Below are 22,314 nucleotides of genomic sequence, written 5' to 3' on the forward strand. Positions count from 1 at the left end.
TGCGCTGCTTCCCTATGACACCTTCTCATCAAGCCAGTCAGCCCACCACTGCATCATCTCCCGGCGCTTATCCATGTACTGAGCGTGATTGTAAATCCCGCGTATTGATCCACTGTTAGCGTGCGCCAGTTGCTTCTCAATAGCATCAGCGGGCCATTCGTGTTCATTCATTATTGTGCTGAACTGGTGCCGGAAACCGTGGCCACTTGCTATACCTTCATATCCTATCTGGCGAATAACAAGCAGCACGGCATTCTCACTGATTGGCTTTGTTTTATCATTACGTCCGGCGAACACGAAGCTTGATATAGGCTGTGTTACCGGCCTCAGCATTTCAAGCAGAGAGACAACCTGATCTGACATTGGAACAAGGTGAGGGCGGCGCCCCTTCATCACCTCTTCAGAGATCGTAATCGTCCTGGTTTCAAAGTCGACGTTCGACCATTGCATGGACCGGAGTTCTTTTGTCCTGAGCACCGTGTATTGCAGAACCTGCGTTGCTATCCGTGAAACAATACTTCCGGAGAATCCCGCCAGTGCCTTATTGAATGCTGGTATCTGGTCTGCAGGAAGGAAAGGGTAGTTCTTCTTCCGGTATCCCTTCATGGCATCAGCCAGGTCAGGGGCCGGGTTATACTTCGCGCGCCCGGTAACAATCGCGTACCTGAATACTTCCCCGCACCGCCTCCGCGCCTTATTGGCCCGCTCCATTGCCCCACGGTCTTCGAACCTGCGGATCACTTCCAGTATCTGCATTGGTTCTATCTCGTTAATCTCCATCCCGCCAATCAACGGCAGAATGTCATCCTGGAACATGCGTGACAGTTCGGTGCTGTATACCTCTGACCATACCTGTTTTTTGTGCTCGTACCATTCCTGGTATATAGAGCCGAAAGAGTTGTCTTTGACTGACAGCTTTTTAGCCTTTACCGGATCTACACCGACAGACACGTCCTTTTTTGCAAGCCACGCTTTGTCTCTGGCTTCCTGCAATGACATGAGCGGGTATTTGCCTACCGTCATCACCTTCTCTTTACCATCGAGCTTGTAACGCAATTGCCAGACTTTCTTTCCGGTAACCGGCACATAAAGGTACAGCCCGTTGCTGTCGAGCAGCCGGTACGGTTTATCTTTCGGCTTAGCCGCGTCGATCTGCTTGATGGTGAGCATGGGTAAAATTCCGGTGGGTAAAATTATTTACTCGTTTTTTACCCGCCGAAGCATACGGCTGTCAACGTTCTAATGCGAACTATGGCGAACTGGTGTTTTATTGAGAGCTTGCTGTGTAAGGGATTTTGCGAACTACTGCGGAGAGTGGCGAACTGTGAAATGGTGTCCCCTGCAGGAATCGAACCTGCAACTAGCCCTTAGGAGGGGCTCGTTATATCCATTTAACTAAGGGGACGAAGCGGCACGAGTATAGCGTTTTTTACTCACAACGGTAAGCCTCAGGCCGCCCAACTGCTCAAACCGTCACCATTCAAGCCTGTTTTTTCTGGTTTTTCTGCTTTTGCTCATCCCGCCTGGCTTGCAACCTGGCTTCTTCTTTGCGTTTATTGCTCATATCATTGCGGATTTGCGCGTGGCTCATCAGCGCGAAGATAAACGTCCCGCCACAGATATTTCCGGCGAGCGTTGGTAGCGCAAAGGGCCAGAAGAAATCACTCCAGTGCAGCGTGCCATTAAAGACCAGATAGAGAATTTCCACCGAGCCGACGACGATGTGCGTGGTATCGCCCAGCGCAATCAGCCAGGTCATCAGAATAATGACCACAATTTTTGCTGCCCCGGCGGCGGGAAACATCCATACCATTGTGGCAATTAACCAGCCGGAAATGATGGCGTTGGAAAACATCTCCGTTGGCGTGTTTTTCATCACATCCATGCCGATTTTGACAAAAGCATCGCGGGTTTCTTCATCAAAAATCGGCATATGCTCAAACGCCCATGCGGCAACCCCGGTGCCAATAATATTACCCAGCAGAACCACGCTCCATAGGCGCATCAGCAGGCCAAAATTGCCGAGCGTAGGGTTTTGCATTACCGGCAGGACGGCGGTGACGGTATTTTCGGTAAACAGTTGCTGGCGAGCCATAATGACAATTATAAAGCCGAAGGTATAACCGAGGTTTTCCAGCAAAAATCCTCCAGGCACACCTTCCAGTTGCACATGAAAAATTCCTTTAGCCAGTAGCGAGGCGCCCATCGAGAGTCCCGCAGCGATGGCTGACCACAGTAGCGCCATCGCGTCGCGCTCCATTTCTTTCTCCCCATCCTGGCGGATATGTTCATGGATCGCCATGGCGCGGGAGGGGAGTCTGTCCTCATCGACCTCAATCTTTTTACCCTCTAGCTTTTCGTCACTGTCGACCTGAAGTTCGTCGCTGTGCCGATCAATCTTTTCCTTCTCAATGTCATTCATAGCCGAATCCTGAATTAGCACGTATTGCTAAAGCGTAGCGGCTTTTGTCCGAAAATCAGCGGGAGAAAGTCTGAGATAGCAAAAATGGTAACGTTTGTTTTTATTGGGGTAGCTAGAATAGAGCCGCCGCGGAGTACGCATTACCAGGCTATGATCAAATCAGTAACACAGGGTATATAGACATCATTTGACGTGCTGTTACAATCGCTCACATCTAAACAGGCGGATACGTCATCGTTCCGTCATGGATGGCAATCAGCGATAGCCATAATACACAGGGAGACACTTATGAAGCTTCGCCTGTCGGCGCTTGCGCTGGGAACCACACTTTTGGTGGGGTGTGCGAGCTCTGGTACTGAACAGCAGGGGCGTTCGGACCCATTTGAAGGGTTCAACCGCACCATGTACAACTTCAACTTTAATGTTTTAGATCCATACGTTGTTCGACCGGTGGCAGTTGCCTGGCGTGATTATGTCCCGCAGCCGGCGCGTAACGGTTTGAGCAATTTTACCGGCAACCTTGAAGAGCCGGCCGTTATGGTCAACTACTTCCTGCAAGGCGACCCCTATCAGGGGATGGTGCACTTCACCCGTTTCTTCCTGAACACCCTGTTAGGTATGGGCGGATTTATCGACGTGGCGGGTATGGCTAATCCGAAGTTACAGCGCGTTGAACCACACCGTTTTGGTAGTACGTTAGGCCACTATGACGTTGGTTATGGACCGTATATGCAGCTTCCATTCTACGGCAGCTTCACGCTGCGTGATGATGGCGGCGACATGGTGGATACGCTGTATCCGGTACTGTCCTGGCTGACCTGGCCGTTGTCGATAGGTAAATGGACGGTTGAAGGGATTGAAACCCGCGCGCAACTGCTTGATTCCGACGGTCTGCTGCGTCAGTCTTCCGACCCTTACATCATGGTGCGAGAAGCTTACTTCCAGCGTCATGACTTTATTGCGAACGGTGGGAAACTCAAACCAGAAGAAAACCCGAACGCGAAAGATATTCAGGACGATTTAAAAGAGATCGATTCTGAGTAAGGAAGGATGAAAATAAAAAGGTGAGCTAAAAAGCTCACCTTTTTTATATCTGAAGAAAATCAGAATGCGTAGTTGAAGTTGGTACCGAACAGCCAGGCTTTACCTTCAGAATCGAAAGTATACGGGCCTTCTTTGACGGTCACTTTCTGGCCGTGCATATAAGAAACGCCTACGTCAATGGATGCGTCATCATTGAAGGCGTAAGTGGTACCCGCACTCAACCACAGACGGTCCTGGTCCGGAATGGAGATGGAACGCTTGCTCGCAGGAACCGGGCTATCGTCATAGGCGATACCGGTACGGAAGGTCCAGCTTTTATCCATGTAATAAGTCGTACCCAGCGCGATGCGGTAAGAATCTTTGAACCCTTCTTCTTTATAGAACAGCGTCTGCCCGTTGGTGCCGGTTGCTTTCAGCTCCTGGAACTGACTCCAACTGGTGTAAGCCATGCTGTAGTGAATAGCCCACTGTGGTGCAACGCGGTTGTAACCCGACAGTTCCCACATTTCCGGCAGGTTAAGCGTCAGAGAACCTGGGACGGTGGCATTGGTGGTTCCCCAAGGGAACGCCGTGCCTGCGCCAGGTAACGCGTTGGCCTGGGTGCGGATGCCGCTCTTGTAATCGCCATCGAAGTCGATTTTGACTTCAGACCGATACGTTAAACCGTAGCGGTTATTTTTATCCAGCTCGTACAAAATACCGGCGTTCCAGCCGTAACCCCATTCGTCACCTTTCAGGCTGGCAATTTTCTGGCTGACTTTTGGCAATGCAGCAGTTTGTTCACCGGAATAACGCTCAATTTTTGCATCTGCATAGACGGCATTAAAACCAACGCCAAAGCTCCAGCTATCATTCAGACGGTAGGCACCGCTCAGGTTCAGGTTGACCGTTTTAAGATCGGTCTTCCCGCCGTATTCGCCGACGATGTAGTTATCGTTAAATTCGGTTGCCAGGCCATAGTTTGACGTGACAGAAGCCCCCCAACCAAACTGTTCGTTGATCGGCATCACGAAGTGAGCATTGGGAACCCACGCCGTAGGCGCGATGTTGTCCGCATCGGTGCTGCGACCGGTGTATGGCGATTTACCGGAAATATTCACGTCTGGATCGATATACACCGCACCCGCTGAAAAAGTAGGGCGGTCAAACATCATAATCAGCGCCGGGTTACGACTGGCGTTACCTGCATCATCTGCAATAGCGCCTTCACCCGAATATGCCCGGCCAAGGCCAGAGGAAGAAAATTCGTTTAACTGAAAGCCTGCAGACCAGGCCTGTGTGGAGATAATTGCCACTGCGACTGCGAGAGCAGACTTTGTAAACAGGGTTTTCTGGCTCATGACCATAACCTCATTGATTTATTTTTATACAAACAATGTTACATACCGTAACAGGAGCGCGAAGTGTAGGGTCTGAGGTACAACTTAGAAATCAGACCAGTGCCGAGAGTATAGGTCTGACCAGCTGAAATGTTGCAAGTATGTTTATAAATATTTTCAATTCTGATCTCGGAAACGCGATCCAGCTGGCAAAATTGCGGGTATGCACACTCACCTGTTTGGGTGATTTTTGTTTTAGATCATTTTTAAGTGTGATTTCGGTCACTTATCCCATTTCATACAATTAACGACTGGAGAGGCGAATAATGGGAGCGTAAAATATCCCCATCGTTTATCTGGCACCACAGGTGCGAATACAGAGGAAATCTACAATGAGTAAATGCAGTGCTGATGAAACCCCGGTTTGCTGCTGTATGGATGTTGGCACCATCATGGACAACTCCGATTGCACCGCGTCATACAGCCGTGTGTTCGCGAATCGTGCAGAGGCAGAAGAAACGCTGGCCGCTCTGACTGAGAAGGCGCGTGGCGTGGAATCTGAGCCTTGCCAAATCACCTCGACCTTTACTGAAGAGTCTGAAGGTGTGCGTCTGGATATCGACTTTGTTTTTGCCTGTGAAGCTGAAACGCTGATCTTCCAACTGGGTCTGCGTTAATCCCTTCTTTAAAAGCCCTTGTTACCCGGTAGCAAGGGCTTTTTCGTCACTGTCAGTGATTATTCACTGTGTCTTAGCTCCCACTTTCTTTTCTCCCTGCTTGGCTAAATGTAAAAAATTGGTTAAGACTGTGATCAGGTCAGACCACTTATTTTTATTTTTTACAGGGGAGTGTTATGAGTCAGGCTTTACCGCTGGTTACCCGCCAGGGCGATCGCATCGCCATCGTAAGCGGATTGCGTACGCCATTTGCCCGCCAGGCAACCGCGTTTCATGGCATTCCCGCCGTAGATTTGGGGAAAATGGTCGTTGGCGAGCTGCTGGCGCGCAGCGAAATTTCTGCTGATGTGATTGAGCAACTGGTCTTTGGCCAGGTGGTGCAAATGCCCGAAGCCCCAAATATTGCTCGTGAAATCGTGCTGGGAACCGGGATGAATGTGCACACCGATGCCTACAGCGTAAGCAGAGCCTGCGCCACCAGCTTCCAGGCGGTGGCGAATGTCGCGGAAAGCCTGATGGCGGGGACTATTCGTGCAGGAATTGCCGGCGGTGCGGACTCCTCGTCAGTTCTGCCTATTGGCGTTAGCAAAAAGCTGGCGCGGGTGCTGGTGGATGTCAATAAGGCCCGGACCACCGGTCAGCGTCTTAAACTTTTCTCCCGACTGCGCTTACGTGACCTGATGCCCGTACCGCCAGCCGTCGCCGAGTATTCCACCGGTTTACGCATGGGGGATACGGCCGAGCAAATGGCCAAAACTTATGGGATTACGCGAGAGCAACAGGATGCCCTGGCGCACCGTTCTCATCAGCGCGCCGCTCAGGCATGGTCTGAAGGCAAACTGGCAGATGAGGTGATGACCACCTACGCGCCACCTTTCAAAGATCCTTTTTCAGAAGATAACAATATTCGCGGTAACTCTACGCTGGCCGATTACGCCAAACTGCGTCCGGCCTTTGACCGAAAGCACGGCACCGTTACCGCGGCGAACAGTACCCCGCTAACGGACGGCGCAGCCGCCGTGATTATGATGACGGAATCGCGTGCGAAAGAGTTGGGGCTGGTGCCGCTGGGATACCTGCGTAGTTTTGCCTTTACCGCCATCGATGTCTGGCAGGACATGCTGTTGGGGCCTGCGTGGTCAACGCCGCTTGCCCTGGAGAGAGCGGGTCTGACCATGGCTGATTTAACCCTGATCGATATGCATGAAGCATTTGCCGCACAAACGCTGGCGAATCTTCAACTGCTGGGTAGCGAACGTTTTGCCCGCGAAGTGCTGGGCAGGGCGCATGCCACGGGCGAGGTCGATGACAGTAAATTTAATGTGCTGGGCGGATCGATTGCCTATGGACACCCCTTCGCCGCCACCGGTGCTCGCATGATCACCCAAACCCTCCATGAGTTACGACGCCGTGGCGGTGGTTTTGGTTTAGTGACAGCCTGTGCTGCAGGTGGTCTGGGTGCGGCAATGGTTCTGGAGGCGGAATAATGGAAATGGCATCGGCTTTTACGCTAAACGTACGTCTGGATAACGTCGCTGTTGTCACCATTGATGTGCCCGGAGAGAAAATGAATACCCTGAAGGCGGAATTTGCCTCTCAGGTTCGGGTCATTCTGAAACAAATTCGCGATAACAAAGCATTACGCGGCGTGGTGTTCATTTCGGCGAAACCCGATAACTTCATTGCCGGGGCGGATATCAACATGATTGGTCGCTGTCGCAGCGCGCAGGAAGCTGAAACGCTGGCACGCCAGGGGCAGCAGATTATGGCGGAAATTAATGCCTTGCCGATCCCCGTTATCGCCGCAATTCATGGCGCCTGTCTCGGCGGTGGCCTGGAGATGGCGCTGGCGTGCCACAATCGTATTTGTACCGATGATGCTAAAACCGTACTGGGTTTACCGGAAGTGCAGCTTGGTCTGCTGCCTGGCTCTGGCGGTACCCAGCGGTTGCCCCGTCTGATTGGCGTCAGTACCGCGCTGGATATGATCCTCACCGGAAAACAACTACGCGCAAAACAGGCGCTAAAAGTGGGTTTAGTGGATGAAGTTGTACCGCATACCATTTTGCTGGAAGCGGCCGTAGAACTGGCCAAAAAGGACAGTCCCGCACACCGAACTCTGCCGGTGCGAGAGCGTGTGCTAGCGGGGCCGCTGGGGCGGGCGCTGTTATTCCGCATGGCCAGTAAAAAGACGGCGCAAAAAACGCAGGGCAACTACCCTGCAACAGAACGTATCCTTGAGGTCATCGAAACCGGCCTGGCGCAAGGCAGCAGCAGCGGTTACGACGCCGAAGCCCGCGCGTTTGGCGAACTGGCGATGACATCTCAGTCTCAGGCGCTGCGGCACATCTTTTTTGCCAACACCGATGTGAAAAAGGATCCCGGAAGTGATGTGAAGCCCGGCCCGCTAAACAGTGTAGGCATTTTGGGCGGCGGTCTGATGGGGGGCGGTATTGCCTATGTGACGGCCTGTAAAGGCGGCTTGCCAGTGCGTATCAAAGATATAAATGCCAAGGGAATCAACCACGCGCTGAAGTACAGCTGGGATCAGCTTGAAACGAAGGTTCGCCGCCGTCATATCAAAGCCAGCGAGCGTGATAAACAGCTGGCGCTGATTTCGGGATCAACCGATTACCGTGGCTTCGCTCATCGCGATCTGGTTATTGAAGCCGTATTTGAAGATCTGGTGTTAAAACAACAGATGGTGGCAGAAGTTGAGCAAAATTGCGCATCTCATACCATTTTTGCCTCTAACACCTCATCTTTGCCGATTGGCGATATTGCGGCGAACGCTGCCAGGCCTCAACAAGTCATTGGTTTGCACTTCTTTAGCCCGGTGGAAAAAATGCCGCTGGTCGAGGTTATCCCGCATGCCACGACCTCTGAGCAGACAATTGCCACAACCGTTAAACTGGCGAAAAAGCAGGGCAAAACTCCGATAGTGGTCAGAGATAAGGCCGGATTTTATGTTAACCGCATTTTAGCGCCATACATTAACGAAGCTATTCGTATGCTGACCGAAGGCGAGCGGGTTGAAGCCATTGACGCCGCGCTGGTTAAGTTTGGTTTTCCGGTCGGGCCAATCCAACTTTTGGATGAGGTCGGAATTGATACGGGCACTAAAATTATACCAGTGCTTGAGGCTGCATATGGAGAACGTTTTAGCGCGCCTGCAAATGTTGTTGCTTCAATTTTGAATGACGATCGCAAAGGTAGAAAAAATGGTCGGGGTTTCTATCTTTATGGAGCGAAAGGGCGTAAAAGCAAAAAACAGGTCGACCCTGCAATTTATACGCTTATTGGCGTCCAGGGGCTGGGCCGACTCACCGCCGCGCAGATCGCTGAGCGGTGCGTCATGTTAATGCTCAATGAAGCAGCACGCTGTTTCGATGAGAAGATTATCCGCAGCGCGCGTGATGGCGATATCGGCGCTGTATTTGGTATTGGTTTTCCGCCCTTCCTCGGCGGCCCGTTCCGGTATATGGATTCGCTCGGCGCGGGTGAAGTGGTTGCTGCTCTGCAACGACTGACCACGCAATACGGCTCGCGGTTTACGCCGTGTGAGCAGTTATTGCAGATGGCGGAACGCGGTGAAAGATTCTGGAGTAATGGGGAAACTGACCTGAATTCATGAGGTCAAAGGTAGGATGAATCCGCACTGAATGTATGGGTCGCGCTCAAAATGTAAACAGAGATTGACTATACTTACGCCGTTGAGGTAAAAAACAGCGTTTCATTCGGTGAATGGATAAGGCACAATGCCGGCCACCACATCGTTACCACGGTCAATAGGGGCTGTGGATAAAGGTGTCGGTGATTCTGGTTAACAAAAGCGGTGCAATATGCAAGTTTTTATCATGCGTCACGGCGACGCAGCCCTCGATGCCGCCAGTGATTCGGTTCGTCCCTTAACCTCCTGTGGTTGTGACGAATCTCGCCTGATGGCGAACTGGCTGAAAGGTCAAAAAGTGGATATCGAACGTGTTCTGGTGAGCCCGTTCCTACGAGCCGAACAAACGCTGGATGTGGTGGGGGAGTGTATGAACCTGCCAACCGGTGTGGATGTTTTGCCGGAGCTGACTCCCTGCGGCGATGTCGGTCTGGTCAGCGCCTATTTACAGGCTCTGGCCAATGAAGGTATCGCCACGGCGCTGGTCATCTCTCACTTACCTTTAGTGGGGTATCTGGTGTCTGAACTTTGCCCAGGCGAAACACCGCCGATGTTTACCACATCAGCGATTGCCAGCGTAACGCTTGATGAGAGCGGGAAGGGTACTTTTAACTGGCAGATGAGCCCGTGTAACCTGAAAATGGCAAAAGCGATTTAAAAAGCCTGGAATCGGATAAGGCACAGCCGTCATCCGGAAAATCAAAGAGCCGCAAAAGCGGCTCTTTCTGTTTTTCTGCATCAGGGAAGTTCGGGTGGTTGCCACTCTTCCACTTCAATCAGCAGCAGCAGCGCGGCGTCGCCACCGTACTCTTTTGGCGCTTGATGAAAGGCCATCACGTGCGGATGCTGCGCCAACCAGAGCGGTGTTTGCTGCTTAAGAATATGTTTTCCGTGGCCATGCATCACGCAGGCGCAAAACACATGCTCACGACGACAGGCGGCAATCAGCGCGCCTAACTCCTGTTTGGCCTGCTGCTGGGTCAGCCCGTGCAGATCGAGAAACAGCTCCGGGGAGTAATCGCCACGGCGCATTTTCTTCAGTTCGAAATGGCTGACGTCGGCACGCAGATATCTTACCGGGCCGTCCGTATTCAGCAGCGGCTGAAACTCGTCCGAGAAATAGTGACTGGCATCAGCTTGTTCCTGCAGCAGCCTTTTAACCGGAACCTCGGTAATTTTTTTACGTAGCGGTCGGTGAACAATGGTGTCCTGTTTAATTTTACGCGTGCCGGTCATCAGCTGGTGAAACAGCGTCTGATCCTCCTCGCTGAGCGATGTTTTCTTTTTCATTCGAGAGTCTCATCTTTTATTTTTCGTTAGTTTAACCCGACTCGGCGGGTATCCGATCGCTTAAAACGCAATTTTCGCGCTCAGGCCCTGTGTGAATGCTGATTTATCGCCGTCTTCGTGGCAAACTAGCCGCCGAAATTAATACGAGCATGCCCTGGAGGAATACGTGGATAAAATTTTCGTCGATGAAGCAGTGAGTGAACTGCATACCATTCAGGACATGTTGCGTTGGGCGGTCAGCCGTTTTAGCGCGGCGAACATCTGGTATGGCCATGGCACGGATAACCCATGGGACGAGGCCGTACAACTGGTGCTGCCGTCACTTTATCTGCCGCTGGATATTCCAGAAGATATGCGTACCGCGCGTCTGACTTCCAGCGAGCGCCATCGCATTGTTGAACGCGTGATTCGCCGCGTCAACGAGCGCATTCCGGTCGCTTATTTGACCAACAAAGCCTGGTTCTGCGGGCATGAGTTTTATGTTGATGAGCGCGTGTTGGTACCACGTTCGCCGATTGGCGAGCTTATTAATAACCGCTTTGCGGGCCTTATTAATGAGCAGCCGCAGCATATCCTGGATATGTGTACCGGCAGCGGCTGTATTGCCATTGCCTGCGCCTATGCTTTCCCGGAGGCTGAAGTGGATGCGGTGGATATTTCCACCGACGCGCTGGCGGTGACCGAACACAATATTGAAGAGCACGGCCTGATCCATCATGTTACGCCGATCCGTTCCGATCTGTTCCGCGATCTGCTGAAAGTCCAGTATGACCTGATTGTGACCAATCCGCCGTATGTCGATGCGGAAGATATGTCCGATCTGCCAAACGAATATCGTCATGAACCTGAGCTGGGTCTGGCGTCCGGCAGCGATGGACTAAAACTTACCCGTCGCATTCTGGGTAACGCTCCGGACTACCTGTCAGATAACGGTATTCTGATTTGTGAAGTCGGAAACAGCATGGTACATCTGATAGAGCAATACCCGGATGTACCGTTCACCTGGCTGGAGTTCGACAACGGCGGTGACGGTGTATTCATGCTGACCAAAGAGCAGTTAGTTGCTGCTCGCGAGCACTTCAGCATTTATAAAGACTAAATACACGCGCACATACACAACACTCATAACGGAGCCGTGATGGCAGGAAACACAATTGGGCAACTCTTTCGCGTAACCACTTTCGGTGAATCACACGGGCTGGCGCTCGGTTGTATTGTCGATGGTGTTCCGCCGGGCATTTCTCTGACAGAAGCTGACCTGCAGCACGATCTCGACAGACGCCGTCCGGGCACATCGCGCTACACTACGCAGCGTCGTGAGCCGGATCAGGTGAAAATCCTCTCCGGCGTGTTCGAAGGCGTTACCACCGGCACCAGCATTGGCCTGTTGATCGAAAATACCGATCAGCGTTCACAGGATTACGGCGCGATTAAGGACGTTTTTCGTCCAGGACACGCCGACTATACCTATGAGCAGAAATATGGCCTGCGTGACTACCGTGGCGGCGGACGCTCATCCGCACGTGAAACAGCGATGCGCGTTGCGGCCGGAGCGATTGCCAAAAAATATCTGGCGGAAAAATTCGGCGTTGAAATTCGCGGCTGTCTGACGCAGATGGGTGATATTCCGCTGGAGATCAAAGACTGGTCCCAGGTGGAACTTAACCCGTTCTTTTGTCCAGATCCGGATAAACTCGAGGCGCTGGACGAACTGATGCGTGGGCTGAAGAAAGAGGGCGACTCCATCGGGGCGAAGGTGACCGTAGTTGCAAGCGGCGTACCAGCGGGTCTCGGCGAACCTGTATTTGACCGCCTGGATGCTGATATCGCTCACGCGCTGATGAGCATTAACGCCGTTAAAGGCGTTGAGATTGGCGACGGTTTTGACGTTGTTGCACTGCGCGGCAGCCAGAACCGTGATGAAATCACCAAAGAAGGTTTCCAGAGTAATCATGCGGGCGGCATTCTTGGTGGGATCAGCAGTGGGCAACAAATCATTGCTCATATGGCGCTGAAACCGACCTCGAGTATTACCGTTCCAGGGCGCACTATTAATCGCTTTGGTGAAGAAGTCGAAATGATCACCAAAGGTCGTCACGATCCGTGTGTTGGGATCCGCGCCGTGCCAATCGCCGAAGCGATGCTGGCGATCGTGTTGATGGATCACCTGCTGCGTCAGCGGGCGCAAAATGCGGACGTGAAGACCGATATTCCACGCTGGTAAGAGATGAAAAAAACGGCACTTGCGGCGCTGGCTCTGTTTGCCAGCACCGCCTGTCTGGCGGCGACGCCCTGGCAGAAAATTACCCATCCGGTTGCAGGCAGCGCGCAGTCTATCGGCGCGTTCTCCAATGGCTGTATTGTTGGCGCAGATACGCTGCCTGTACAGTCAGAACACTATCAGGTGATGCGCACCGATCAGCGCCGTTACTTTGGCCATCCGGATCTGGTGATGTTTATCCAGCGTCTGAGTAATCAGGCCAACAATCTGGGGCTGGGTACGGTGTTAATCGGCGATATGGGCATGCCGGCCGGTGGGCGATTCAATGGCGGTCACGCCAGTCACCAGACGGGACTGGATGTAGATATTTTCCTGCAATTGCCGAAAACCCGCTGGACCCAGTCGCAACTGCTGCGGCCGCAGGCGTTAGATCTGGTCTCACAGGATGGCAAACGTGTCGTGCCGTCACTCTGGAAGCCGGAGATTTTCAGCCTGATCAGGCTGGCGGCAAAAGATAATGAAGTCACGCGTATTTTCGTGAATCCGGCGATTAAGCAGCAACTTTGTCTGGATGCAGGGACCGACAGGGACTGGTTGCGTAAAGTGCGGCCATGGTTCCAGCATCGTGCGCATATGCACGTACGGTTGCGTTGTCCTGCCGACAGTCTTGAGTGCGAAGATCAACCGTTACCACCACCGGGTGACGGCTGCGGCGCGGAGCTGCAAAGCTGGTTCGAACCTCCGAAACCTGGAACCACCAAGCCTGAGAAGAAGACACCGCCGCCGTTGCCGCCTTCCTGCCAGGCGCTACTGGACGAGCATGTACTCTAATGGATCATTTTGCCTCTCTATTTATGGTGTCGCCACTGCTGTTAGGTGTGCTTTTTTTCGTGGCGATGCTGGCAGGTTTTATTGATTCTCTGGCCGGAGGCGGTGGTTTACTCACTATCCCGGCATTGATGGCGGCCGGGATGCCACCCGCGCAAGCGCTGGCTACCAATAAGCTACAGGCCTGTGGAGGATCTATCTCTTCCTCCCTCTATTTTATTCGCCGGGGCGTGGTTAATCTGGCGGATCAGAAGCTCAATATCTTCATGACTTTTATCGGCTCAATGAGCGGCGCGCTGTTGGTTCAGCACGTGCAGTCAGATATTCTGCGCCAGATCCTGCCGGTTCTGGTTATCTGTATTGGCCTTTACTTTCTGTTGATGCCGAAAGTGGGGGAGGAGGACCGACAGCGTCGGTTGCATGGGTTGCCTTTCGCGCTGGTGGCCGGGGGCTGCGTCGGCTTTTATGATGGTTTTTTTGGTCCGGCTGCGGGGTCGTTCTACGCGCTGGCCTTTGTCATGCTGTGCGGCTACAACCTGGCGAAATCGACGGCCCACGCCAAAGTATTAAATGCCACATCGAATATCGGCGGGCTGTTGCTGTTTGCCCTCGGCGGCAAAGTGATTTGGGCGACCGGATTTGTGATGCTCATTGGCCAGTTTATTGGCGCACGGATGGGTTCACGGCTGGTGCTCAGTAAAGGACAAAAACTCATTCGGCCAATGATCGTCATTGTCTCCGCCGTGATGAGCGCCAAGCTACTTTATGATAATCATGGACAGGAGATTCTCCACTGGCTGGGGATGAACTAATGAATAATACCCATCACTACGAACAGTTAATTGAGATTTTTAACGGCTGCTTTGCCGATGAATTTAATACCCGTCTGATTAAAGGCGATGACGAACCGATCTATCTTCCTGCGGATGCGGAATTACCGTATCACCGTATCGTTTTTGCGCATGGCTATTACGCCAGCGCGTTACACGAAATTTCACACTGGTGCATCGCCGGTAAGGCGCGGCGTGAACTGGTCGACTTCGGTTACTGGTACTGTCCGGACGGACGCGACGCGAAGACGCAATGCCAGTTTGAAGACGTGGAAGTGAAGCCGCAGGCGTTTGACTGGCTGTTTTGCATGGCGGCGGGCTACCCGTTTAACGTCAGTTGCGACAACCTTGAAGGGGACTTTGAACCGGATCGCGTGGTATTCCAGCGCCGTGTCCATGCTCAGGTGATGGAGTACCTGGAAAAGGGGATCCCTGAACGTCCGGCGCGCTTCATTAACGCGTTACAGAATTATTATCACACGCCTGAACTTAAGGCGGAACAATTCCCGTGGCCCGAAGCGCTCAACTGAAGTCGCTGCCACGTTTACAATGAGGAAAGAAGATGATCGCGGAGTTTGAATCACGCATTCTGGCATTAATCGACGATATGGTAGAGCACGCCAGCGATGATGAGTTGTTTGCCAGTGGCTATTTGCGTGGACACCTGACGCTGGCCGTGGCCGAACTGGACGCTGGAGAGGACCATTCCGCTGAGGCATTGTACGCCAATGTGACCAGCAGCCTGGAAAAAGCCATCAGCGCAGGCGAACTATCGCCGCGTGACCAGGCGTTAGTGAAAGAAATGTGGGACACTCTGTTCCAGAAGGCTACTGCACAATAATTGCGGTAAATTGTGCCGGATGGCGACGCTCTGGTGTCTTATCCGGCCTACCTTGTTGGGGTGTTTGTAGGCCTGATAAGCGTAGCGTCATCAGGCCATTCTTTTATTTCACCGCTTTACCCTTCAATAACTTCCTGACCCACAGACGATTTGGATTTAGCGCCGCCAGCGTGCTGGCATCCATGGGAATCGGTTCATTGCTCATTTGCGAAGCCAGAATTTCTGCACACAGCGGGGCAGTACACAGCCCGCGCGATCCCAGCGCGCCCAGCATAAATAAATCGGAATAAACTGGCGCGCTTACGGCGTGCTCTTTGTCTGCAGCAAGTGTGGTGTACTGGCTGAGTGTGGCGTCATAGTCCGCGACGTTGCCGACCATTGGCATGTGATCGCGCGTGGCGCAGCGCACCCCGCTGCGGGCGGCATTGTCACTAACGTCTACCTCTTTTGCCCACACAGCGTTCGGGAAGCAGTCGATTAAGCGTTGACGGTTTTGTTGCTGATCGTCCTCGCGATACGCTGTCTCTTCACTCCCTCGATGATAGCTGGCGCCAATGCAGTGCTGCTGATTTTGCGGGTTGTGCGGCGTGAGGTAGCCGTCATAGCACAGCACCTGACGTAACGCTGAAAGTGCAGGTGTGGTGGGAATATGACTCACCTGACCGCCCACGGAGTACACCGGTAGCGGCTGCGTTTGCTCAAAACCGCTAATGCGATGACCGTTAGCCAGAACGACTGCTGCGTGAGAGGCGGTTTCTCCACTGGAAAACTGCAATTGCCAGCTTGCTGTCTGGCGAGTCAGTGAGGTCAGCGTATGGTGGTAGCGGGTGCGTAATCCCAGGGTTGTTGCATAGTCCAGTACCGCGGCGGTTAACTGCGCCGGGTACAGCCATCCTCCGGCCGGATACTGAATCCCGCCGCATCCGGTTTCCACCCCTGTCGTTTGTAATACCTGTTGTGCGTCAACCCCGACGGCGAGCGCAGCGGGCAGTTCAAGGGACAGCATCTGGGTGATTTTTTGCTGGCTTTTCTCATCCCACGCGAGTTGCGTCACGCCGCACCAGTCATGCGCAAACTCAACGGGGAGGGCGTCATACAGTCGACGGGCGAAGGTAAACGCAGTGGGGAAAAAGAGATTAATGGCCGCGTCATGTTTGCTAAGTAGGGGGTAGAGCGCCCCTTGGCGATTACCGGATGCGCCCCCGGCAGGTTTATCGTCGGCGCAATATAGTGTGACCTGCCAGCCGCGGCGCAATAACGCCAGTGACAGCAATGCGCTGGCAATTCCTCCACCAATAATGGCGGCTTCGCGCTTATCTGTTCCCGTACGCGCAAACCATGGCGCCGAGGACGTGAGCGCCTGAGTCTGTTCCATCACGCCACAGAGCATTTCGCGTTTGCGCCCAAAGCCTTTGCATTTTTGCATTGTAAACCCGGCTTCCTGCAACCCCCGACGTACAAAGCCTGCCGAGGTAAAGGTTGCCAGCGTCCCGCCGGGACGAGCCAGTCGGGCCATCGCGTTAAACAGCGTTGGCGTCCACATATCCGGGTTTTTTGCCGGTGCGAAACCGTCCAGGAACCAGGCGTCCACCTTTTGATTCAGAGAGTCATCCAGCGTACTGGTCAGTTCGTTAATATCGCCAAACCACAGATCCAGCGTGACGCGCCCATCATCAAGCAGCAGGCGATGACATCCCGCCAGCGGCAGCGGCCATTGTTCTTGCAGTGCCGTGGCCCACGGGGCAAGTTCTGGCCAGTGCTGGTGGGCTAAGGTGAGATCTTCACGCGTCAGCGGATATTTTTCAAAGCTGATGAAATGTAATCTTTCCAGGGTAGCTTCTGGGTGGGTATCGCGAAAATCGGCAAATGCCTGCCAGAGCGTGAGGAAGTTAAGTCCGGTGCCAAACCCGCTTTCTGCCACCACGAAGAGAGGACGTGAATGCGCAGGGAATCGTTGTGCGAGATTGTTACCGCCGAGAAAGACGTAACGTGTCTCTTCCAGCCCGTTATCATTAGAAAAATAGACATCGTCAAAATCTCGGGAAACAGGTGTACCCTCAGCGTTGAATTCAAGGTTGGCAGGTTGTATAGCGTATTGTTTCACGTAAGTTACTCGTCTGACAGGCTGTGTCCCGATCTTAGCGATGAGTGCCTGGCTGCGCAAATTTCCACATAAAATGGCTGATCGGACTTGTTCGGCGTACAAGTGTACGCTATTGTGCCTCTCGAAACTTTAAAATAGTGCGACTTACAGAGGTATTGAATGAAACGTGCAGTGATTACTGGCTTGGGCATCGTTTCCAGCATCGGTAATAACCAGCAGGAAGTCCTGGCATCTCTGCGTGAAGGACGTTCAGGGATCACTTTCTCTCAGGAGCTGAAGGACTCCGGCATGCGTAGCCACGTTTGGGGCAACGTAAAACTGGATACCACTGGCCTCATTGACCGCAAAGTAGTGCGCTTCATGAGCGACGCATCCATCTATGCATTCCTGTCAATGGAGCAGGCAGTGGCTGATGCCGGCCTTGCTGCAGAAGATTACCAGAACAACCCGCGCGTTGGCCTGATTGCAGGTTCCGGCGGCGGCTCCCCACGTTTTCAGGTGTTCGGCGCTGACGCAATGCGTAGCCCACGTGGTCTGAAAGCGGTTGGCCCGTATGTGGTCACCAAAGCGATGGCGTCCGGCGTTTCTGCCTGCCTCGCAACGCCGTTCAAAATCCACGGCGTAAACTACTCCATCAGTTCTGCCTGTGCGACATCTGCGCACTGCATCGGTAACGCGGTAGAACAAATTCAGTTGGGCAAACAGGATATCGTTTTTGCTGGCGGCGGCGAAGAGCTGTGCTGGGAAATGGCGTGTGAATTCGATGCAATGGGCGCGCTGTCTACCAAATACAACGACGATCCGTCAAAAGCTTCCCGTACCTATGACGCAAACCGCGACGGTTTCGTTATTGCTGGCGGCGGCGGTATGGTCGTGGTTGAAGAACTGGAGCACGCTCTGGCACGTGGCGCGCACATCTATGCGGAAATCGTCGGTTACGGCGCAACGTCCGATGGCGCAGACATGGTTGCTCCGTCTGGCGAAGGCGCAGTACGTTGCATGCAGATGGCGATGCACGGTGTAGACACGCCGATCGACTACCTGAACTCTCACGGTACCTCAACTCCGGTAGGCGACGTGAAAGAACTGGGCGCAATCCGCGAAGTGTTTGGCAACAACAGCCCGGCAATCTCCGCAACCAAAGCGATGACCGGTCACTCACTGGGCGCGGCTGGCGTGCAGGAAGCTATCTACTCTCTGCTGATGCTGGAACATGGCTTTATCGCGCCAAGCATCAACATTGAAGAGCTGGATGAGCAGGCGGCAGGTCTGAACATCGTGACCAAACCGACCGAGCAGGCGCTGACCACCGTGATGTCCAACAGCTTCGGCTTTGGCGGCACCAACGCTACGCTGGTTATGCGTAAGCTGAAGGCGTAAGTCTCAGCTTGAATACGAAAAAAGGGAGCCAACAGGCTCCCTTTTTACCGTGTTTACTTCGGCATTTTTTCGTATTCCGGCGCGATCTCAGCGGACCATGCTCTGGCTCGCGTAATCTCTCCGGCATTGTAAATGGGCTGCTCGTAATGACGACCCGCGTCCCGGACACGATAAATTTTCCACCGTCCTTCCTCCCAACGGGTATAGACCTCCAGTTGAATAGGGGCTGACTCAGTGCCTAACTGCAGGTTCAGTTTTTCACCGCCGAGGAATGGCTGCGCCTGTCCAACCCGCAACAGCGGGATCCATGCCGGTGCGTAATCCTGCACATACATAAAGTAGTCCGCTTGCACGATCTCCTGCTCATAAAGCGTATCAATCAGCGCCAGACGCCCGATAACCTCTTTTGCGACATAGCGTTGCAGTAATGCTGATGTTTCGCGGGGCGTATCCGGATCCTGAGTGTAGTTCTTCATCCACGAAAGATAGAACTGTTTCACATCCTGCGTGCTGTCACGGTGAGAAGGGGTACAGCCACAAATCAGCAGGATGAGAACAATCAGTGGAAAGGCTTTCATTACTTCTTCCTGTAAATGGTGTATGACGGCTTTGCAGGTATATTCCGCACCGCGCCCTTGTGAATATGAACTTGCGTGCGATTTGGCGTAATTGACCGCCACCTTTTTATCCCAACTCATAACGACTCCTGTTAATAACATACGTAATAGCAATTACGTGATGCTTTAACAGTATTTACGCAATTGGAAATGGCAAATAGTGCTATTAATATTCTCAATATATTAAGCTGGGATATTTATTGATTTATATGTTATATAAATGGCTAGTATCCTATTTAATATTCAGTATTACTTGTTTTATCCTCTGGCTGCCGGCGTGGATAGCGTGATGGCCAAATCACGTCAGGCGAGGTTTCGAGCGCCTGCGCAATGAACTGTTCCGCTCTGGGCCAGCTTCGGGTAAATACATTGCGCAGTGAATCGGGTGATAATCCAGCCGCACGAGAAAGATCTCTGAGCGTGATTCTTTTTTCCAGTGCACTTTCAATATCTGCACGATGCCAGTCTTGGCTTTAGTGTTCCATTCTGTAATCCTAAGGAAATGTGTTATCGGTGCCGATATTTTTTTTCAGGGTATAAACCAGAGTAACAAAATAACGTAACTTTCTTTTTTGTCACTGGAATATTGCCAGAATAAAACTGAAATTTCGCGCGAAAGGAAAAATTTTTTATTCCACAGGCAGAGAGGAAAGAAATTAATGGCAAAAGGTTGGTTAACGGTAAAGACGAAAAGTCGTCTTTACCGTTAACCAACCTGGTGAGATTTCAGGGTTGACAAATTTAGTGGCTCACAGGCAGACTTCGCACTCAACATTATCTATCTGATAATGCGTAAGCGTTTAACGTTATCCAACGCACCTTAATCCTGAAAGTCAGGTAGAGGGGGCGTGGACATTCCTCGCCTTACTCTGCATTTTGGAGTAACGCATGACAGCTGTAACCCAACAAGAAAAAACACCTTCGGCGAACTTTTCGCTGTTTCGTATCGCTTTTGCAGTTTTCCTGACCTATATGACGGTCGGTCTACCTTTGCCCGTTATTCCTCTGTTTGTGCATCAGGAGCTGGGCTATGGCAACACCATGGTTGGTATCGCCGTAGGCGTACAGTTTCTGGCAACGGTATTAACGCGCGGCTACGCCGGGCGCTTAGCCGATCAATATGGCGCCAAACGTTCGGCGCTACAGGGGATGTTTGCCTGTGGGTTGGCGGGCGCGGCGTGGCTGTTAGCCGCGTTATTGCCTGTTTCTGTCCCTGTAAAATTTGCATTGTTAATCGTCGGGCGTTTGATCCTCGGTTTTGGCGAAAGCCAACTGCTCACCGGAACGCTGACCTGGGGGCTTGGGCTGGTCGGTCCAACACGCTCGGGTAAGGTGATGTCGTGGAACGGGATGGCGATTTACGGTGCGCTGGCCGCCGGTGCACCGCTGGGCTTGCTGATCCATAGCCACTTTGGCTTTGCGGCGCTGGCGGGAACGACAATGGTATTACCGCTGCTGGCATGGGCATTCAACGGCACCGTTCGCAAAGTGCCTGCTCATGCAGGAGAACGCCCTTCGTTATGGAGCGTGGTAGGGCTTATCTGGAAACCGGGCCTGGGCCTGGCGCTGCAGGGCGTTGGCTTTGCGGTGATCGGTACGTTTATTTCACTCTATTTTGTCAGCAACGGCTGGACGATGGCGGGGTTCACCCTGACCGCGTTTGGCGGGGCGTTTGTGTTGATGCGCATTCTGTTTGGCTGGATGCCGGATCGGTTCGGAGGCGTGAAGGTAGCCGTTGTCTCCTTACTGGTTGAAACCGCGGGACTGATTCTGCTGTGGCAGGCCCCATCAGCATGGATTGCGCTGCTCGGGGCGGCATTAACCGGGGCAGGGTGTTCGCTTATCTTCCCGGCATTGGGCGTAGAGGTTGTGAAGCGAGTGCCCGCGCAGGTTCGCGGTACGGCGCTGGGCGGTTACGCCGCGTTTCAGGATATCTCCTACGGCATAAGCGGCCCGGTCGCCGGGGTGCTGGCCACCGCGTACGGTTATCCCTCGGTATTCCTTGCCGGAGCGATATCTGCCGTGGTGGGGATTGTCGTGACGCTGCTTACGCTGCGCAAGGGTTAAGCGACCAGCCAGAAAATGGCTAATGCGATCATTAACGCGACAAACAGCAGTCCCGGTCGTGCCGACAGAGATTTTACCGTTTCAATCATCGGCGCGAACGGGCTGTAAATAGGCTGAAGATGGCGCGGATCGTTTAGCTCGCGTTCCCGTTCTACGCGGCGCAGGAAGATTTGATTCAGCAAGTCCTGCACCTGCACCGTGGTCAGAATCGTTTGTGGTTGGATCTGATACGTCTGCTGCGCGTACTCTTTTATTGCCGTCAGCTCATTCGGCTCTAATGGCAGCTTCAGGGCTGCCTGGAGCGTTTGTAGCGTCGGGGCGCTTTGCAGGCTGAGCGTCTGGCGCGCCTGCAGCCAGGTGACCAGATGAGTAAACTGTTTGGCGGGGATCAGCTCACCGCTTTTTACGCCAGACAGCTCTAACATCGACTGCCAGATCATCTTACCTGACTCTCCCGTAGCCGCCGCCAGTTTGGTAACCAACTGGTTCAGCGTATTGTGCTCTGCGGGTAACAACGGACGATCGGTGGCCGGGCGCTGTTGCGGTTGCGGTATAGAAAGCTGCCCTTGTTGCAGCAGCGTGAGCACGTTCTTCAACTGCTCAGGCGTGAGCTGGCTGAGCGCCGTTTGCCCATACTGCTGACGGATAAAATCACTTACCGCCTGGCGGTTATTTCCCTGACTCAGTAATTCAGTGAGTTGTGAGAGAACCTGACGATTAGCATGATTTTGCTGAGCAACACCCAGCCGCTGATTCAGGTTTTGCTCCGCGGCAGGAAAGTGACGTGATTGCAGCGGCGTATCACTTTTGACGCCCAGATCGTGCTTCATTCCGGCCCACACCTCGGCGCTTTGCTGTTGGGTGAGTGAAATCAGACGGGTAATCAGTCGTTCCAGCACGGTACGTTGTTGTGTGGATAACGGTTGTTCACCCGCAGCAGAAGGGGCATTTTGGCCTTCGCCGGGAGGGCGTGCGGGTGTACCTGAAATGGGCTGCATCATCTC

Annotated in this window: 21 protein-coding genes, 1 tRNA gene and 1 pseudogene; 13 read left to right on the forward strand and 10 right to left on the reverse strand. The window is 53.1% G+C overall.

Annotated features, from left to right (window positions below; genetic code table 11):
- Positions 1 to 12 precede the first annotated feature (12 nt).
- The 3 genes from HV350_RS08060 to HV350_RS08070 all read right to left on the reverse strand — a co-directional run bounded on the left by HV350_RS08060 (position 13) and on the right by HV350_RS08070 (position 2,422).
- On the reverse strand, positions 13 to 1,170 hold the full coding sequence (locus tag HV350_RS08060; protein WP_181630209.1) for a tyrosine-type recombinase/integrase: 1,158 nt from the start codon (positions 1,168 to 1,170) through the stop codon (positions 13 to 15).
- Between the two features lie 160 nt (positions 1,171 to 1,330).
- A tRNA-Arg gene (locus HV350_RS08065) sits at positions 1,331 to 1,405 on the reverse strand.
- Between the two features lie 75 nt (positions 1,406 to 1,480).
- Complete coding sequence (locus tag HV350_RS08070; RefSeq protein WP_181630211.1) at positions 1,481 to 2,422, reverse strand: formate/nitrite transporter family protein; 942 nt, start codon at positions 2,420 to 2,422, stop codon at positions 1,481 to 1,483.
- Positions 2,423 to 2,710: 288 nt separating this feature from the next.
- Between HV350_RS08070 and mlaA the strand changes: the two genes are divergently transcribed.
- Positions 2,711 to 3,466: a phospholipid-binding lipoprotein MlaA gene (mlaA, locus tag HV350_RS08075; protein WP_003028190.1), complete on the forward strand. Its 756-nt coding sequence runs from the start codon at positions 2,711 to 2,713 to the stop codon at positions 3,464 to 3,466.
- Positions 3,467 to 3,525: 59 nt separating this feature from the next.
- Here mlaA and fadL read toward each other — a convergent pair whose 3' ends face one another.
- Positions 3,526 to 4,806, reverse strand: a complete 1,281-nt coding sequence (fadL, locus tag HV350_RS08080) for a long-chain fatty acid transporter FadL (protein ID WP_016157062.1) — start codon at positions 4,804 to 4,806, stop codon at positions 3,526 to 3,528.
- Between the two features lie 371 nt (positions 4,807 to 5,177).
- Between fadL and HV350_RS08085 the strand changes: the two genes are divergently transcribed.
- The 4 genes from HV350_RS08085 (at position 5,178) to sixA (ending at position 9,790) form a co-directional block, all read left to right on the forward strand.
- Positions 5,178 to 5,462, forward strand: coding sequence for a YfcZ/YiiS family protein (locus HV350_RS08085; RefSeq protein ID WP_003834838.1), 285 nt, complete (start codon positions 5,178 to 5,180; stop codon positions 5,460 to 5,462).
- A gap of 176 nt (positions 5,463 to 5,638) precedes the next feature.
- Positions 5,639 to 6,949 carry an acetyl-CoA C-acyltransferase FadI gene (gene fadI, locus HV350_RS08090; protein WP_016153879.1) on the forward strand — a complete coding sequence of 437 codons (1,311 nt, stop codon included), beginning with the start codon at positions 5,639 to 5,641 and terminating at the stop codon, positions 6,947 to 6,949.
- The gene (fadJ, locus tag HV350_RS08095; protein ID WP_181630212.1) at positions 6,949 to 9,096 is read left to right on the forward strand and encodes a fatty acid oxidation complex subunit alpha FadJ; all 2,148 of its coding nucleotides are present in this window, start codon (positions 6,949 to 6,951) and stop codon (positions 9,094 to 9,096) included. The genes fadI and fadJ overlap by 1 nt, the downstream gene beginning before the upstream one ends.
- Positions 9,097 to 9,304: 208 nt before the next feature.
- On the forward strand, positions 9,305 to 9,790 hold the full coding sequence (gene sixA / locus HV350_RS08100; protein WP_003028179.1) for a phosphohistidine phosphatase SixA: 486 nt from the start codon (positions 9,305 to 9,307) through the stop codon (positions 9,788 to 9,790).
- 80 nt (positions 9,791 to 9,870) lie between these two features.
- Here sixA and smrB read toward each other — a convergent pair whose 3' ends face one another.
- A complete protein-coding gene (gene smrB / locus HV350_RS08105) occupies positions 9,871 to 10,422 on the reverse strand; it encodes an endonuclease SmrB (RefSeq protein WP_181630214.1) in 552 nt (183 codons plus the stop codon).
- 166 nt (positions 10,423 to 10,588) lie between these two features.
- Here smrB and prmB point away from each other — a divergent pair, with 166 nt between their 5' ends.
- From prmB to HV350_RS08135, 6 genes are read left to right on the forward strand one after another with little or no spacing between them, the layout of a single operon-like run.
- Positions 10,589 to 11,521 (forward strand): 50S ribosomal protein L3 N(5)-glutamine methyltransferase, encoded by a 933-nt coding sequence (prmB, locus tag HV350_RS08110; protein ID WP_003028173.1) that lies wholly within the window; start codon positions 10,589 to 10,591, stop codon positions 11,519 to 11,521.
- A gap of 39 nt (positions 11,522 to 11,560) precedes the next feature.
- On the forward strand, positions 11,561 to 12,646 hold the full coding sequence (gene aroC / locus HV350_RS08115; RefSeq protein WP_003028170.1) for a chorismate synthase: 1,086 nt from the start codon (positions 11,561 to 11,563) through the stop codon (positions 12,644 to 12,646).
- A 3-nt stretch (positions 12,647 to 12,649) separates the two neighbouring features.
- The gene (mepA, locus tag HV350_RS08120) at positions 12,650 to 13,474 is read left to right on the forward strand and encodes a penicillin-insensitive murein endopeptidase (protein ID WP_016153875.1); all 825 of its coding nucleotides are present in this window, start codon (positions 12,650 to 12,652) and stop codon (positions 13,472 to 13,474) included.
- Positions 13,474 to 14,283, forward strand: coding sequence for a sulfite exporter TauE/SafE family protein (locus tag HV350_RS08125; protein WP_016153874.1), 810 nt, complete (start codon positions 13,474 to 13,476; stop codon positions 14,281 to 14,283). Before mepA ends, HV350_RS08125 begins: the two co-directional genes overlap by 1 nt.
- Positions 14,283 to 14,831, forward strand: coding sequence for an elongation factor P hydroxylase (locus HV350_RS08130; RefSeq protein WP_016153873.1), 549 nt, complete (start codon positions 14,283 to 14,285; stop codon positions 14,829 to 14,831). Before HV350_RS08125 ends, HV350_RS08130 begins: the two co-directional genes overlap by 1 nt.
- A 32-nt stretch (positions 14,832 to 14,863) precedes the next feature.
- Positions 14,864 to 15,142 carry a YfcL family protein gene (locus tag HV350_RS08135; protein ID WP_016157057.1) on the forward strand — a complete coding sequence of 93 codons (279 nt, stop codon included), beginning with the start codon at positions 14,864 to 14,866 and terminating at the stop codon, positions 15,140 to 15,142.
- Between the two features lie 103 nt (positions 15,143 to 15,245).
- Here the strand turns inward: HV350_RS08135 and mnmC are convergent, their stop codons facing one another.
- On the reverse strand, positions 15,246 to 17,246 hold the full coding sequence (mnmC, locus tag HV350_RS08140) for a bifunctional tRNA (5-methylaminomethyl-2-thiouridine)(34)-methyltransferase MnmD/FAD-dependent 5-carboxymethylaminomethyl-2-thiouridine(34) oxidoreductase MnmC (RefSeq protein WP_181630216.1): 2,001 nt from the start codon (positions 17,244 to 17,246) through the stop codon (positions 15,246 to 15,248).
- 159 nt (positions 17,247 to 17,405) lie between these two features.
- On the opposite strand from mnmC, the gene fabB reads away from it, so the two are divergent.
- Entirely contained in the window at positions 17,406 to 18,626 is a 1,221-nt protein-coding gene (gene fabB / locus HV350_RS08145; RefSeq protein WP_016157055.1) for a beta-ketoacyl-ACP synthase I, read from the forward strand.
- A 53-nt stretch (positions 18,627 to 18,679) separates the two neighbouring features.
- Here fabB and HV350_RS08150 read toward each other — a convergent pair whose 3' ends face one another.
- The 3 genes and pseudogenes from HV350_RS08150 to HV350_RS08155 form a co-directional block, all read right to left on the reverse strand.
- Entirely contained in the window at positions 18,680 to 19,204 is a 525-nt protein-coding gene (locus tag HV350_RS08150; RefSeq protein ID WP_019077303.1) for a YbjP/YqhG family protein, read from the reverse strand.
- A 24-nt stretch (positions 19,205 to 19,228) separates the two neighbouring features.
- Positions 19,229 to 19,324 (reverse strand): annotated as a pseudogene (locus HV350_RS26825) (hypothetical protein); the annotation flags it as partial.
- A gap of 155 nt (positions 19,325 to 19,479) precedes the next feature.
- Complete coding sequence (locus HV350_RS08155; protein ID WP_225622955.1) at positions 19,480 to 19,692, reverse strand: helix-turn-helix domain-containing protein; 213 nt, start codon at positions 19,690 to 19,692, stop codon at positions 19,480 to 19,482.
- A 439-nt stretch (positions 19,693 to 20,131) separates the two neighbouring features.
- Between HV350_RS08155 and HV350_RS08160 the strand changes: the two genes are divergently transcribed.
- Complete coding sequence (locus HV350_RS08160; RefSeq protein WP_016153865.1) at positions 20,132 to 21,310, forward strand: MFS transporter; 1,179 nt, start codon at positions 20,132 to 20,134, stop codon at positions 21,308 to 21,310.
- Here HV350_RS08160 and flk read toward each other — a convergent pair.
- The gene (gene flk, locus HV350_RS08165; protein WP_016153864.1) at positions 21,307 to 22,308 is read right to left on the reverse strand and encodes a flagella biosynthesis regulator Flk; all 1,002 of its coding nucleotides are present in this window, start codon (positions 22,306 to 22,308) and stop codon (positions 21,307 to 21,309) included. The genes HV350_RS08160 and flk overlap by 4 nt on opposite strands.
- Between the last annotated feature and the right edge of the window lie 6 nt (positions 22,309 to 22,314).

Source organism: Citrobacter sp. RHBSTW-01013, assembly GCF_013781985.1.
Lineage (GTDB): Bacteria > Pseudomonadota > Gammaproteobacteria > Enterobacterales > Enterobacteriaceae > Citrobacter > Citrobacter braakii.